Raw genomic sequence first — 13,833 nt, 5'->3', positions numbered from 1 at the left:
ATCTTGCGTGCCGGTTCTGTAGTTGTGGCAGCCCGATGAACAAAGAAGGACCCGTAATGGCGAACCAGACCATCGATAACGCCTTCACCGCCCGCTCCAAGACGGGGCCTTCCTTCGAGCCGACCTATGCCGGCGCGCTGTCGTTCATGCGGCGCAAATACACCAAGGATGCAAAGGGCGCGGACGCCGTCGTGTGGGGCATTCCGTTCGATGCCGCCGTCACCAACCGGCCGGGCGCGCGCTTTGGGCCGCAGGCGATCCGCCGCGCCTCGGCGATCCTCGACAACGACCCGCAATATCCGTTCTCGCGCGACCTGTTCGAGCATCTCGCCGTCATCGACTATGGCGATTGCCTGCTCGATTCGGGCAATCACCAGAAGACGCCAGGCACGATCGAGCGCGAGGCGGCGAAAATCCTGAAATCGGGCGCCTTCCTGTTGTCGCTCGGCGGCGACCATTTCGTCACCTGGCCGCTGCTCAAGGCACATGCCGCCATCCACGGGCCGCTGGCGCTGGTGCAGTTCGATGCGCACCAGGACACCTGGCCTGACGATGGCAAGCGCATCGACCATGGTTCGTTCGTCGGCCGCGCCGTCAATGAAGGCATCATCGACCCCGACCGCTCGATCCAGATCGGCATCCGCACGCATGCCCCCGATACGTTCGGCATCAAGATCCTTTACGGTCACGAGATCGAGGAGATGCGGGCTTCCGACATCGCCTATGCGATCGTCGACCGCACCGGCGGCAGGAAGACCTATCTCACCTTCGACATCGACTGCCTCGACCCGGCCTTTGCGCCCGGCACCGGCACGCCGGTTGCCGGCGGACCGTCCTCGGCGAAAATCCTGTCGACGCTGCGCCAGCTCGGCCAGGTCGATATTGTCGGCGCCGACGTCGTCGAGGTTGCGCCGGCCTATGATCACGCCGATATAACCGCGATCGCCGGCTCGATGGTGGCCATGCACTATCTCGGCCTGGTGGCCGAGCGAAAAGCGCGGGCGGAAGAGCTGAACAGCGGCAACCATGGCGCGGCAAACCATGGCCAGGGCATATAGGCCTGAATTAGCAGGGAATTGACGGGCACATGAAACCGAAAATCTTCATCGATGGCGAACACGGCACCACCGGCCTGCAGATCCGGGCGCTGCTGGCCGAGCGCGGCGACCTCGAGATCATCTCGATCCCGGCCGAGCGCCGCAAGGAAACGGCGGCGCGCGCCGAGTTCCTCAATGCAGCCGATGTCGCCATCCTGTGCCTGCCGGATGCGGCTGCCAAGGAAAGCGTATCGCTGATTGCCAACGACACCACCAAGGTGATCGACGCCTCCACGGCGCATCGCGTCGCCGAGGGCTGGGAATATGGCTTTGCCGAGATGGAAAAGGGCCAGGCCAAGATCATCGCCAATGCAAAACGCGTCGCCAATCCCGGCTGCTGGCCGCAAGGACCGATCGCGACACTGCGGCCGCTGGTCGCCGCCGGCCTGCTGCCGGCGGATTTCCCGATCACCGTCAATGGCATTTCGGGCTATTCGGGCGGCGGCCGGCCGATGATCGAGGACTATGTCGCCAAGGGCGAGGATGCCTCTGAATTCCAGGTCTATGGGCTGACCCTGCAGCACAAGCATGTGCCGGAGCTGCGCACCTATGCGAAGCTGTCGCACGATCCGATCATGCAGCCGGCGGTCGGCAATTTCGCCCAAGGCATGATCACGGTGGTGCCGCTGCAGCTCGGCGGGCTTGACCATGTGCCGGCCGGCGCCGAACTGCACGCGGCAATCGCCGACCATTTTGCCGCCATCAAGGGCGGCGTGGTCGAGGTAGCTCCTTACGAGCACGTGGAGCGCCTGCCCGAGATCAATCCCGAGGTCTATAACGGCACCAATCGGATGAAGGTCTATGTCTTTGCCAATGACGACAGGGCGCAGGCGCTGCTGATTGCGGTCTATGACAATCTCGGAAAGGGCGCCTCGGGTGCTGCCGTTCAGAACATGGATCTGATGCTCGGCCTTTAATTCAGTTGGAGAGAGCATGTTGCCCGAAAACCGCTTAACACTTTTCGGCATCACGCTCTGAATGGACGCGCCTGCATTTCCAAAGCGCTGGAAGATCAGCGCGCCCGAGCTCATTGCGGAGACGTTTTCGAGCCGCATCTGGAAGGTGCGGCGTGAGGACGGCTCGCCGGCCATCGTCAAGGCGCTCAAACCATTCGACGATGTCGAGGACGAGTTGCGCGGCGAGCACTATCTCGCATGGCGGCGCGGCGAAGGCGCGGTGCGGCTGCTTGGCCGGGACGGCCACCGCATGCTGCTCGAATATGCCGGCGACACCCTGCTTTCCGACGTTCTGGCCAAAGAAGGCGACAACCCCGCGACCGCAATCGCGGCCGAGTTGATGGGGAGACTGTTCTCGCCCACAAGACACCCTGACCCGCCGGACCTGCAGCCGCTGCGGACACGGTTTGCCAGCCTGTTCAAAAAGGCCGGAGCCGATCGCGACGCCGGAGAGCACAGCCTCTATATCGAGGCCGCCGAAATCGCGGACCGGCTGCTCGATGCCCCGCATGCGGTCAAGCCGCTGCATGGCGACCTGCATCACGACAACATTTTGCACGGTGCGCGCGGCTGGCTGGCGATCGACCCGAAGGGCGTGCTCGGCGATCCCGGCTTCGACGCCGCCAATCTGTTCTACAACCCACTGGGGCGCGACGACCTCTGCCTCGATCCCGAGCGCATCGCGCATATGGCTGAGATCTTCGCCAGGACACTCGGCCAGACGCCGGCTGCCATTCTCGACCATGCCATCGCCTATGGCTGCCTGTCGGCCGCATGGCATCATGAGGACGAGAATGCGGTCGACGAGAACCGCGAGCTGTCGGTTGCGGGAGTGATCCGAAAGGTGCGGCTCAGCTTCTGACCGGCGCAGCCTCGCGCTTTAGACGTAGCGAGGCAGTTCGTTCGCGAAATAGATTATTGCGACGGCCAAGACACCGTAGACGATGTACCTGCGTTCATGGGCGGCCGCGTTGGCAGTGGATAGGCGCCCTTGTTGCCGCGCCAGTGGGCGGCGGCAAATCCCAGCAGGACCAGCGCGAAGGCCTGATGGGTCAGCGCCATGTGCAGCGGCACCTGCATCAGCAGCGTGCCGATGCCGATCGAGGCCTGCACCAGCACCAGCAGAAACAGCAGCGTTGCGCGGCGTGCGTGTGTCGTGCCCGGCAGCCGCCGGCGCGTCGCTATCATATGCCAGAGCGCGATGGCAAAGACCGTATAGGCGCCGAGCCGGTGGACGAACTGCACCGTCTTCGGGTTCTCGAAGAAATTGCGCCAGGCCGGTTCGAGCAGCAGCAGCTCGCCGGGGATGATCTTGCCGTCCATCAGCGGCCAGGTGTTGTAGCTCAGGCCGGCGTCGAGCCCTGCGACCAGCCCGCCGAGATAGATCTGGACCAGCGCCAGCAGCACGATGAAACCGGCCAGTCTTTGCGTCGACCGGCCGGCGGCAGGCTCCGAATGCGGCGCCAGCCCGCGCGCGACCACCATGGTGGCAGTGAAGATCAGGGCGGCAAGCGTCAAATGCGTCGCCAGCCGGTACTGGCTGACGGAGACGCGGTCGACCAGGCCGGAGGCCACCATCCACCAGCCGATGGCGCCTTGCAGGCCACCAAGCAGCAGAATACCGACCAGCTTTGGCCCAAGGCCGCGCTCGATGCGGCGCGTCGCCCACAAGACCAGCAACGGCAGGCCGAAGACCAGGCCGACACTGCGCGCCAGGATGCGGTGCGCCCATTCCCACCAGAAGATCGATTTGAAGGCGTCCAGGCTCATGCCCTTGTTGAGCTCGGCATATTGCGGAATCTTTTGATAAAGCTGGAATTCCTCCTGCCACTCCGCGTCATTGAGCGGCGGTATCACACCGTGGATCGGCTTCCACTCGGTGATCGACAGGCCGGAATTGGTGAGCCTGGTGGCGCCGCCGACCAGCACCAGCGCAAACAGCACCAGAAGCACGACATACAGCCAGCCGCGCACCAGCGCCCGATTTTTCAAGTCGCGATCGCGGTCAATGTAAGGCGCGGCGGCTGATATGGCGGCCATGGTTGGTCCCGGCAGGTTGACGTGGCGGATTGGTGAACCATCGCAACCCGGCTGACAAGACCGGACGGCGCGGCACGCCGTCGCGCCGCATCTCCCGGGTTGCACAGGCGCGCGGTTGGGCCTAAGCGGAGGCGATCAACGAGAACGCTCATGCCCATCCGCCTGAAAAAGCTGATCGGAACTTTCCTGCTGGTGGCGCTGGTCATCATCTATGCGCTGGTCGCGTCGATCATAGCGGTCGCGCAGCTGTCGCAATCCAGCCCGCTGGTGCACTTCCTGTTCTTCCTGTTCAGCGGCCTGTTCTGGGTGCTGCCTGCGATGGGCATCATCAAATGGCTGATCCTGGAGCCGCCGCCGAAAGGCTGAAGAGCCCGCCCCAGGTTAGATGGTGACCACCATTTTGCCGGCATTGGCCAGCGGCGTCGTTAAGCCCGACAACATGGTGCGGATATGGGCGACGCTCTGGTAGCGGCCGTTGATCGAAATGCGCGGCAGCGCGTGCAGGAAGCCGGCGTGCTCGGCGTGCAGCACGCCGTGGCGAGTGGTCACCGCCGAGGCGTAGCCGGCGTCGCGGGCAAAGCCCACTTCGCGGCAGCCGACAGCGCTGGCGTAACCATAGGGGTAAGCGAGATGACGGGGGTCTTCGCCGAGCTGCGCCTGCAGTTGGCGCCTGACGTCGACGATCTCATGGCGCGCATCGCCTTCGTCGAGCCGCTTCAGATTGCGGTGGTTGACCGTATGCGCGCCGATCGTCACCAGCCTGTGCCCGGCCACGGCGCGGATGTCGTCCCAGGTCATCAGCGTGCTTGGGCGCAAGCCATCGAGGTCGATGCCGTTCGAGTGCGCCAGATCGCGCAGCACGGCGCGCTGATCCTCCTCGCGCACCTCGAGCGTCAGATAGGCATGCAGACGCGCATTGGCGTGGAGTTTCTTGCCGTGGGTCGAGCAGTCTATGGTCACCGGCCCCTTCGGCGTCGCCAGCGTCAAACGCTCCCGCGCGTTGACGATATCCTCGACCACGTCCCACCATAAATCGGCGCTGCCGTCGATCAGACCCGGCGCGACATAGATGGTGATCGGCGCGTCGTGCTTTTCGAGCACTGGCAGCGCTTCGGTCATGTTGTCGCGATAGGCGTCGTCGGCGGTGATGGTGGCGAACTGGCCGTCCTTGCCGCCGGCCTTGATGCGCTCGATCGCCTCGTCGAGGGTGACGAAGGCATAGCCCCTCGACTTCATGTCGGCGACGAGAGCGTCGAGGAATCGCGGGGCGATGTTGAGGTGGCGGTTAACGCCGTCCGGCTTCTCCGGCGTGGCGGTGACCCGATGCAACATGAGGATGGCGCCAATGCCGCCGACAAACGGCTTGGCCAGCGGTGCAAGGCCGGTAAAGCGGGCGATATTAAGCGCCAGTTTCCGAACTGCCTCACCACCGTCGATCATTCATTCACCTTTTGCGCCTAGGCTCGATCCAAGCACGGAACGCGCCGACGCGAACTCCTGATCGCGACGAATACGCCTTAAGGATTGAGGTATGGTTGACGCCACCGCGTCATTTGACGGCAATCGGCTCGCCGCAAGCAAGGCGTCTGCGCGCACGCCGGCTGCCGACCAGACCAGTCTGTCGGTGTCGATCGCAGATGCTGCCGCGCTCGCCTCTTACGGCGAATTCTGCCGTTCGGCGCTGTTTGCGCCGGCGCAAAGCGCGGACTGGGTTCGTGCCTGGACGGCGCAGGCTAATCCCGATGCCGTCATTGCCACGCTGACAATCGAGGACAGGCCGGTCTTTGCACTGGCACTGGAAATCACGCGAACTGGTCCATTCCGCGTCGCCCGCTTCATGGGCGGGCGCCATGCCAACGGCAATTTCGCCGCCGCCGATCCGGCATGGCTGGCAAAGGCAGATGCTGGGGGGATCCGCAGGCTGGTGACGGCGATCGGCAAGGCGCGTCCCGACATCGATCTCGTTGCCTTGGAAAGGCTTCTGCCCGACCTCGATGGTGTTGCCAATCCGCTGGTGGCGTTCTCCAACTTTCCGAGCCCAAACCTGTCGCTCGCCGTCAATCTCGACGGTGGTTTCGATGCGCTGCTGTCGCGTGTGGGCGGCAAGCGCAAGCGCAAGAAGCACCGTTCGCAGACACGAAAATTCGAGGCGGTCGGCGTTCATCGCCGCATCGAGGCGCAGACACCCGAAGACGTGAACCGGCTGCTCGACGCTTTCTTCGAGATGAAGGAGTTCCGCTTCGCCAAGATGGGCATCGCCAATGTCTTCGGCGAGCCGGAGGTGCGGGCTTTCTTCCGTGCCCTCTTCGCCGGCGCGCTGGCCGAGGAGAAACCGGCCTTTGTGCTGCATGGGCTCGAAGTGGCCGGCAAGCTGCGCGCAATCACCGGCTCGAGCCGCTCGGGCAAACGCCTGATCTGCGAATTCGGCGCCATCGCCGAGGACGATCTCGGCCACACCAGCCCCGGCGATTTCCTTTTCTTCGACATCATCGAGGAAGCCTGCCAAACAGGCTTCGATGTCTATGATTTCTCGGTCGGCGACGAGCCCTACAAGCGGCTCTGGTGCGATATCGAGACCCAGCATTTCGAGGTGCTGGCGCCCCTGACGCTGAAGGGACGCGCCCTGGCGTCGGCGCTGCGGCAGGGCGCACGGGCGAAAGCCTTCATCAAGAACAACCCGACGGTCTGGAAGCTGACCAAGATGCTGCGCCGCAAGGCCGCCGGACAGGCAGCGCCCGCTCCCACGGACGACGAAAACTAGCGTTCAGAAATTCAGCGCTTCGCGGAGCGCCGGGCCGGCCCTGACCCGCAGGTCGAGATCTGCCTCGATGTGGTCGATATGGTGCAGCATCAGCCGGCTCACCAACCCGCAATCGCCGCTTTCCAGCGCGCCGACCATTTCCGTGTGCTCACTGTGTCCGCAGGCCGACACGCCGGATCGTCCGTAAAGGGCGATCACCAGCGACGAACGCGCCACCAGCTCCTCCATGAAGCGCTGCAGGATGGCATTGCCGGCGACGGAGGCGAGCAGCAGATGGAAATCGCCCGACGCCTTGATTTCGGAGCGCCGGGCGGTTGGGCCGCGCTCGGCGATGAAGCGGCCTTCCTCATCGAGCTGCGCGCGGAACGCAGCGATATCGGTGGCTGTGACCCGCCCACAGGCGGCAATGGCTATGCCCGGCTCGATCAGCCGGCGCGATGCGAACACCTGGCGCGCTTCCTCGGGCGAAGGGTTGGCGACGAAGGCGCCACGGTTGCGCTCGGTACGCACCAGCCCCTCGAAGGACAGCATCTGCAGCGCCGCGCGCGCGACGGTGCGCGAGACGTCGAACAGCGTGCCGACCTCGCCTTCCGACAGCTTGGTGCCGGGCGTCAGCCGACGGTCGACGATGGCGTCCCGCAGATTGTCGCGAATCGCCTGGGCGCGATCCTGGTTGGCGCTGTCGGCGGAATGGATCTGATCGGCAATGTTCATGGCGATGATGGTTCCCAGCCTCTTTCTAGCGCAACTCGTCGCCTGCGCACGAGAGGCAAAGTGGACACGAAGCCAAAAAAGATTGCATACGATTCTTGCGCGGATCGCGCACAATCGCCCATAATTTGTGCAATGCACAAGATAGCCCACCGGCTAGGCAGTGGGCACGAATTCCGATTTTGCTGATGATTCAAACGCTTGGCCGAATCTCGCCGATTGGCACGCATAATGCATTGGTTGACGCGACCAAACGGGGAAGCCTGAATGTCCAAAGCCGCCGAGATCGACATCGTCTCCGTTTCGAAAGTGTACGGAACGACGACTGCCGTCGAGGCCATCAGCCTGAAGATACCGGCAGGCACCTATTGCTGCCTGCTTGGCCCCTCCGGCTGCGGCAAGACCTCGACGCTGCGCATGATCGCCGGCCACGAAAGCATTTCGTCGGGCGATGTCCGCCTCGGCAACATCGTCGTCACCGACTTGCCGCCGGCAAAGCGTGGCACGGCGATGATGTTCCAGTCCTATGCGCTGTTTCCGCATCTCGACCTTGTCGACAATGTCGCCTTCAGCCTGAAGATGAAGGGCGTCGACAAGGAGCAGCGCCGTGCCAAGGCGCTCGACATGCTCAAGCTGATGCAGATGGAGGCCTATGCGACGCGCCGGCCGGCGCAGCTTTCCGGCGGCCAGCAGCAGCGTGTTGCACTCGCCCGCGCTCTGATCACCGATCCCGAGGCGCTGCTGCTCGACGAGCCGCTGTCGGCACTCGACCCGTTCCTGAAGATACGCATGCGCGCCGAGCTGAAGAAATTGCAGACCTCGCTTGGCATCACTTTCGTCCACGTCACCCACAGCCAGGAAGAGGCCATGGCCTTGGCGGACCTGATCGTGGTGATGAATGACGGCCGCATCGAACAGGCGGCGCCGCCGCGAGATGTGTTCGAAAGGCCGGCCACCGCCTTCGTCGCGCGCTTCATGGGTGACCACAATGTCATCTCCGGCCGGGTTACCGGCGCGCGCGACGGCATGGTCGTCTTCGACGTCAATGGTGGCGCCTCGCTCGCCGCCCGCGGGCAAGGCCGGGAGGCGGGCCAGGAGGTGGGCACGCCGATCGACATCGCCATCCGCACCGACCATGTGCGCATCGGCGAAGCACCCTCTCCCGGCCTCGGCTTCACCGGCATCGTCTCCAACATCGAATATCGCGGCGCCACGGTGAAGCTGTCGGTCGCCGGCGGCGGCATCGACGATTTCACCGTTATCATCGACGATTCCGACTTCTTCGCCAAACCCGTCGCCCTTGGCGACGCCGTACCGCTCGCCTGGGATTCCGAGGACGCCATCGTCCTCGGCCGCCTTCATTCATGAATTCAACGAAGCAAAACAAAACAGGGGAATAGGAATGACAAAAACAGTAGAAACAAAGACCGGAATTTCGCGCCGTTCGTTGCTCAAGACAGGTGCGGCCGCCGTCGGCCTCGCCGCAGGCTCGGGCGTCATCACCGGCTTCCCAACCATCTGGGCGCAGTCCAACATCACGCTGCGCCAGTTTGGCACCGGCGTGTCGAACCTGAACGCGATCGCCGACAAGTGCAAGGCCGACCTCGGCATCACGCTGGAAATGACGGCGACCGATTCGGACGCGGCCGCCCAGCGCGCCGTGACCCAGCCCGACAGCTATGACATCGCCGACATCGAATACTGGATCTGCAAGAAGGTGTTCCCGAGCGGCGTGCTGCAGCCGATGGATGTCAGCAAGCTGAAATATTACGACGAGCTGGTGCCGTTGTTCAAAACCGGCAAACTGACGCCCGACAGCATCATTGCCCAGGGCACCGCGCCGCACACGGTCGGCTATGTCGAAGCGCAGGACTCAAAGACCTTCGCCAAGGCGCCGACCAAGTGGTTCACCATGGTGCCTACCATCTACAATGCAGACACGCTAGGCATCCGGCCCGACCTCGTCGGCCGCGACATCACCACCTGGGCCGACATCATGGACACGGCCTTCAAGGGCAAGACCGCGATCCTTAACATCCCGTCCATCGGTATCATGGATGCGGCCATGATCATGGAGGCCACAGGCAGCATCAAATATGCCGACAAGGGCAACATGACCAAGGAAGAGATCGACAAGACGATCGACTTCCTCATCAAGGCAAAGCAGGCCGGCCAGTTCCGCGCCTTCTGGAAGTCGTTCGACGAGAGCGTCAACCTGATGGCATCGGGCGAGGTGGTCATCCAGTCTATGTGGTCGCCGGCCGTCGCCGCCGTGCGCTCCAAAGGCATCGCATGCCGCTTCCAGCCGCTCAAGGAGGGCTATCGCTCATGGGGCGGCGGCCTTGCCCTTGCCGCCCATCTGAAAGGCGCCGAGCTCGACGCGGCCTACGAATACATCAACTGGTATACGTCGGGCTGGGTCGGCGGCTATCTCAACCGCCAGGGCTACTATTCCGCCAATATGGTCTCGGCCAAGAAGTTCATGTCCGAGGACGAATGGGGCTACTGGATCGAAGGCAAGCCGGCCAAGGGCGAGATCAAGGCGCCGGACGGCACCGTCATGGAAAAGGCCGGCGCCGTGCGCGACGGCGGCTCGTTCGAAGAGCGTATGGGCAAAGTCGCCTGCTGGAACTCGGTCATGGACGAGGACCGCTACATGGTGAAGCGCTGGAACGAATTCATCGCGGCGTAGAGCGGACGCGTTCACTGTGATGTTGCGATCCTTCGCGCCCCCCTCTGTCCTGCCGGACATCTCCCCCACTTGGGGGGAGATTGGCAGCGTCATGGCCGGCTCTTCGTTAGCAACGTTGGAGTTTGGCGAAGGCCGTTATGAGAGTTCGATCTCCCCGCTCGTGGGGGAGATGTCCGGCAGGACAGAGGGGGGCGCGAAGGATCGCAAGTCATCGCGATCACGCGGAGGATTTTCCCAATGACAGTCGCGCTCGAACGCCCCGCCATCGCAGCAGCCAAGCCCGCCAGACGCCGCCGCGTCTCCCTTGGCGCCGTCACGCCCTATTTGCAATCGGCGCCGCTGGCGGTCATCCTCGGTGCGTTCCTGCTCTTGCCAATCATCATGATCGTCGTCGTCTCCTTCTGGGACTACGACTTCGCCGCCATGTATCCGGATTTCCTGACGACGAACTATTCCGACGTGCTGGGATCATGGGTCACCTGGAAGACCTATCTCAACACCATCAAATTCGCTGCCATCGTCTGGGCTCTGACCTTGTTCATCGGCTTCTGGGTCGCCTATTTCCTCGCCTTCCATATCCGCACCACCGCCATGCAGATGGTGCTGTTCCTTGTCTGCACGGTGCCGTTCCTGACCTCCAACATCATCCGCATGATCTCGTGGATCCCGGTGCTTGGCCGCAACGGGTTGATCAACTCGACGCTGGTGCAATTGGGGCTGGTGCCAAAACCCATCGAATGGCTGCTCTATTCGGAATTCGCCGTGGTGCTGGCCATGGTGCATCTCTACACGCTGTTCATGGTAACGCCGATCTTCAACACGTTGATGCGCATCGACCGCTCGCTGGTCGAGGCCGCGCGCGATGCCGGCGCGTCCGGCTGGCAGGTCTTGTGGAACGTCGTCATCCCGCTGGCCAAGCCCGGCATGGCGATCGGCACCATCTTCGTCGTCACGCTGGTGATGGCCGATTTCTCCACTGTGCAGGTGATGTCGGGCGGCCAGAGCGCGTCGGTCGCACTGATGATGAAGAACCAGATGTCGCTGCTGCAGTATCCCGCAGCCGCCGCCAATGCCGTAGTGTTGCTGGTGTTGGTACTGTTGATGGTCGCGGGCATCCTGCGCATCGTCGACATCCGCAAGGAGCTTTGAGGTGAGCCACGAAAAACGCACCCTCGAATTCTATGTGCTTGCGGTCTTCTTCACTCTGTTCGTGCTGTTCCTCTACGGCCCGCTGTCGGCGATCCTGATCCTTTCTTTCCAAGGCGAGACCGGCGGCCTCACCTTCCCGCTCAATGGCGTGTCGCTGCACTGGTTCGCCAATCTGTTCGAGCGCCAGGCGGTCGGCGATTTCGGCGGCAGCTTCAAGCGCTCGCTCGTGCTCGGCCTTATGGTGATGATCGTCACCGTCGTCGTGTCGCTGCTGGCAGGGCTCGCTTTCCGGCAAAAATTTCGTGGCGCCACCGCTTTGTTCTACCTGGCGGTCGCCAGCCTCGTAGTACCCTCGATCATCATTTCGCTCGGCATCGGCGTCGTCTTCCAGCAGGTCGGCTTCCGCCCAGCCTGGTACACATCGGCCTTCGGCGCGCACCTGACCTGGACCTTGCCCTTCGGCGTGCTCATCATGTTCGCCGTCTTCAACCGCTTCTCGCCCGCCTATGAGGAAGCCGCGCGTGACCTGGGCGCCAACTCCTGGCAGACCTTCGCCCATGTCGTGCTGCCGATGATCGCGCCGAGCCTGATCGGCGTCGGCCTGTTCGGCTTCACGCTGTCCTATGACGAGTTCGCCCGCACGCTGATGACGTCGGGCACCTTCAACACGCTGCCGCTCGAGATCTACGGCATGACCACCAATGTCACGACGCCGGTGCTCTACGCGCTGGGCACGGTGACCACCGTGTTCTCCTTCCTGGTGATCCTGGCCACACTGGGCGCCATCCTCTATGTTGGCCGCAGGCGGGCCAGGGTTTGATCGTGCAGATACTGGTGGTGAACCCCAACACGACGGCGAGCATGACCGAGACGATCGCGGCGGCGGCGCGCGCCGTTGCCGGCGCCGGGACCGAGGTGATCGCGGTCACCTCCTCGATGGGTCCTGCCTCGATCGAGGGCTATTATGACGAGGCATTGGCCGTGCCCGGCCTTTTGATGGAGATCGCCGCCGGCGAACGTGCCGGGGCTAAGGCCGCCATCATCGCCTGCTTCGACGATACCGGCCTGGATGCGGCACGCGCCATGGCCTCCATTCCGGTCATCGGCATCTGCGAGGCCGCACTCAGTGTCGCCTCCTACATTGCCCAGCGCTTCACAGTGGTGACGACCACCGAACGCTCGCGTGTCCCTGTCGAGGGGCTGGTGCACCGCTACGGCATGGCCGGGCGTGCCCGCGTGCGCGCCGCCGACATTCCCGTACTCTCGCTTGAAGACGCTGCTTCCGGCGCTGTCGAGAAACTGCGCGCCGAGATCGCCCGCGCCATAGCGGAAGACCGCGCCGAGGCCATCGTGCTCGGCTGCGCCGGCATGGCCGACCTGGCACACCGGTTGCAGCAAGAGTTCGACCTGCCCGTCATCGACGGCGTCGGCGCCGCCCTCAAACAGGCCGAGGCGCTGATCGCATTGGGCCTGTCGACCTCGAAGCGCGGCTCCTATGCCAGTCCGCTGGCCAAGCCCTATCGCGGCGTGCTGAAATCCTTCTCGCCGGGGGTGGTCGCCGCGGAGTGAACGCTATGAAGCCTACCGTCCGCGCATTGTCTCCGCCGGAACTGACCGTTCTCATCGACTGGGCGGCGGCTGAAGGCTGGAATCCTGGCCTTGACGATGCCGCCGCGTTCCGGCCAACCGATCCTGAAGGGTTCATCGGCGCTTTTGTCGACAACGAGATGACCGCCGCCATCTCGGCTGTCGCCTATGGCGGCAACTTCGGTTTCATCGGTCTCTACATCTGCCGACCAGACATGCGCGGCAAAGGCCATGGCAAAGCAGTCTGGAATGCGGGCATGGCCAGGCTGGCCGGCCGAACGGTCGGCCTCGACGGGGTCGCCGCGCAGCTGGCGAATTATCGCCGCACGGGATTCAGCTCGGCGTACGAAACCATCCGCTTCAGCGGCCGTATCGCGACCCCGCCCGTCCGAAGCGAAGGGGTGCGCATGATAACCACGCAACTCGTGCCCGACATCATCGTCTATGACGCCCGCTGTTTCCCCGCGCCTCGACGAGCCTTCCTGCACCGCTGGGCGCAGCCGCCGCATTGCGGGTTCGCCGCGATCAGTTCACTCGGCACCATAGGCTACGCCGTGGCTCGTCCCTGCCGTTCGGGTTACAAGATCGGCCCGCTGTTTGCCGACGACACCGAGACGGCGATGCAGCTCATGGGCAGTCTGGCTGCCGCATGCGAAGGTGGCGACCTGCATATCGACGTTCCTGCCGAAAATTTCGATTTCACCAAGGCGCTTGCAGCGATTGGTTTCAGGCCGACCTTCACCACCACGCGCATGTACAAGGGCCCGCCTCCGAAGGTCGACTCGCGCCGAATATTTGGCGTGACGACCCTGGAGTTGGGGTAGATCCCGGCGCCGGCTG

Annotated in this window: 13 protein-coding genes and 1 pseudogene; 11 read left to right on the top strand and 3 right to left on the bottom strand. The window is 63.6% G+C overall.

The features are described from left to right. Positions 1-56 precede the first annotated feature (56 nt). The 3 genes from speB (at position 57) to NKI37_RS21225 (ending at position 2,915) form a co-directional block, all read left to right on the top strand. Positions 57-1,058, top strand: coding sequence for an agmatinase (gene speB, locus NKI37_RS21235; RefSeq protein ID WP_023669405.1), 1,002 nt, complete (start codon positions 57-59; stop codon positions 1,056-1,058). A gap of 29 nt (positions 1,059-1,087) precedes the next feature. After that, on the top strand, positions 1,088-2,014 hold the full coding sequence (gene argC / locus NKI37_RS21230; RefSeq protein ID WP_023669404.1) for an N-acetyl-gamma-glutamyl-phosphate reductase: 927 nt from the start codon (positions 1,088-1,090) through the stop codon (positions 2,012-2,014). A 61-nt stretch (positions 2,015-2,075) separates the two neighbouring features. Then, a complete protein-coding gene (locus tag NKI37_RS21225) occupies positions 2,076-2,915 on the top strand; it encodes an aminoglycoside phosphotransferase family protein (protein ID WP_352787961.1) in 840 nt (279 codons plus the stop codon). 53 nt (positions 2,916-2,968) lie between these two features. On the opposite strand, the gene NKI37_RS21220 is transcribed toward NKI37_RS21225, so the two are convergent. Beyond that, positions 2,969-4,093: a COX15/CtaA family protein gene (locus NKI37_RS21220; RefSeq protein ID WP_023669402.1), complete on the bottom strand. Its 1,125-nt coding sequence runs from the start codon at positions 4,091-4,093 to the stop codon at positions 2,969-2,971. A 150-nt stretch (positions 4,094-4,243) separates the two neighbouring features. On the opposite strand from NKI37_RS21220, the gene NKI37_RS21215 reads away from it, so the two are divergent. Then, complete coding sequence (locus NKI37_RS21215; protein ID WP_023669401.1) at positions 4,244-4,459, top strand: DUF2842 domain-containing protein; 216 nt, start codon at positions 4,244-4,246, stop codon at positions 4,457-4,459. Positions 4,460-4,474: 15 nt separating this feature from the next. Here the strand turns inward: NKI37_RS21215 and NKI37_RS21210 are convergent, their stop codons facing one another. Next, positions 4,475-5,533: a polysaccharide deacetylase family protein gene (locus NKI37_RS21210; RefSeq protein WP_023669400.1), complete on the bottom strand. Its 1,059-nt coding sequence runs from the start codon at positions 5,531-5,533 to the stop codon at positions 4,475-4,477. A 91-nt stretch (positions 5,534-5,624) separates the two neighbouring features. Here NKI37_RS21210 and NKI37_RS21205 point away from each other — a divergent pair, with 91 nt between their 5' ends. Next, positions 5,625-6,854, top strand: a complete 1,230-nt coding sequence (locus NKI37_RS21205; RefSeq protein WP_023669399.1) for a GNAT family N-acetyltransferase — start codon at positions 5,625-5,627, stop codon at positions 6,852-6,854. Between the two features lie 3 nt (positions 6,855-6,857). Here NKI37_RS21205 and NKI37_RS21200 read toward each other — a convergent pair whose 3' ends face one another. Next, positions 6,858-7,568, bottom strand: a complete 711-nt coding sequence (locus tag NKI37_RS21200; protein ID WP_023669398.1) for a GntR family transcriptional regulator — start codon at positions 7,566-7,568, stop codon at positions 6,858-6,860. 264 nt (positions 7,569-7,832) lie between these two features. Here NKI37_RS21200 and NKI37_RS21195 point away from each other — a divergent pair, with 264 nt between their 5' ends. From NKI37_RS21195 to NKI37_RS21170, 6 genes and pseudogenes are all read left to right on the top strand, one after another. Next, complete coding sequence (locus tag NKI37_RS21195; protein WP_352787964.1) at positions 7,833-8,933, top strand: ABC transporter ATP-binding protein; 1,101 nt, start codon at positions 7,833-7,835, stop codon at positions 8,931-8,933. A gap of 34 nt (positions 8,934-8,967) precedes the next feature. Beyond that, the gene (locus NKI37_RS21190; RefSeq protein WP_352787967.1) at positions 8,968-10,257 is read left to right on the top strand and encodes an ABC transporter substrate-binding protein; all 1,290 of its coding nucleotides are present in this window, start codon (positions 8,968-8,970) and stop codon (positions 10,255-10,257) included. Between the two features lie 321 nt (positions 10,258-10,578). Next, positions 10,579-11,406, top strand: a pseudogene (locus NKI37_RS21185) (ABC transporter permease); the annotation flags it as partial. A gap of 1 nt (position 11,407) precedes the next feature. Next, positions 11,408-12,226: an ABC transporter permease gene (locus NKI37_RS21180; RefSeq protein ID WP_023669394.1), complete on the top strand. Its 819-nt coding sequence runs from the start codon at positions 11,408-11,410 to the stop codon at positions 12,224-12,226. A gap of 2 nt (positions 12,227-12,228) precedes the next feature. After that, a complete protein-coding gene (locus NKI37_RS21175; protein ID WP_023730871.1) occupies positions 12,229-12,975 on the top strand; it encodes an aspartate/glutamate racemase family protein in 747 nt (248 codons plus the stop codon). 5 nt (positions 12,976-12,980) lie between these two features. Beyond that, positions 12,981-13,817, top strand: a complete 837-nt coding sequence (locus NKI37_RS21170; RefSeq protein ID WP_023705048.1) for a GNAT family N-acetyltransferase — start codon at positions 12,981-12,983, stop codon at positions 13,815-13,817. Positions 13,818-13,833 lie beyond the last annotated feature (16 nt).

Source organism: Mesorhizobium sp. M0626 (assembly GCF_040320665.1).
Lineage (GTDB): Bacteria > Pseudomonadota > Alphaproteobacteria > Rhizobiales > Rhizobiaceae > Mesorhizobium.
This window is presented reverse-complemented; position numbering and strand designations above follow the sequence as displayed.

What these genes read in the sequence shown, in the direction of transcription:
- NKI37_RS21195 (WP_352787964.1), top strand. Translation starts at nt 7,833, where the DNA reads ATGTCCAAAGCCGCCGAGATCGACATCGTCTCCGTTTCGAAAGTGTAC.
- NKI37_RS21205 (WP_023669399.1), top strand. Translation starts at nt 5,625, where the DNA reads ATGGTTGACGCCACCGCGTCATTTGACGGCAATCGGCTCGCCGCAAGC.
- NKI37_RS21190 (WP_352787967.1), top strand. Translation starts at nt 8,968, where the DNA reads ATGACAAAAACAGTAGAAACAAAGACCGGAATTTCGCGCCGTTCGTTG.
- NKI37_RS21210 (WP_023669400.1), bottom strand. Translation starts at nt 5,533, where the DNA reads ATGATCGACGGTGGTGAGGCAGTTCGGAAACTGGCGCTTAATATCGCC.
- argC (WP_023669404.1), top strand. Translation starts at nt 1,088, where the DNA reads ATGAAACCGAAAATCTTCATCGATGGCGAACACGGCACCACCGGCCTG.
- NKI37_RS21200 (WP_023669398.1), bottom strand. Translation starts at nt 7,568, where the DNA reads ATGAACATTGCCGATCAGATCCATTCCGCCGACAGCGCCAACCAGGAT.
- NKI37_RS21170 (WP_023705048.1), top strand. Translation starts at nt 12,981, where the DNA reads ATGAAGCCTACCGTCCGCGCATTGTCTCCGCCGGAACTGACCGTTCTC.
- NKI37_RS21220 (WP_023669402.1), bottom strand. Translation starts at nt 4,093, where the DNA reads ATGGCCGCCATATCAGCCGCCGCGCCTTACATTGACCGCGATCGCGAC.
- NKI37_RS21215 (WP_023669401.1), top strand. Translation starts at nt 4,244, where the DNA reads ATGCCCATCCGCCTGAAAAAGCTGATCGGAACTTTCCTGCTGGTGGCG.
- NKI37_RS21225 (WP_352787961.1), top strand. Translation starts at nt 2,076, where the DNA reads ATGGACGCGCCTGCATTTCCAAAGCGCTGGAAGATCAGCGCGCCCGAG.
- speB (WP_023669405.1), top strand. Translation starts at nt 57, where the DNA reads ATGGCGAACCAGACCATCGATAACGCCTTCACCGCCCGCTCCAAGACG.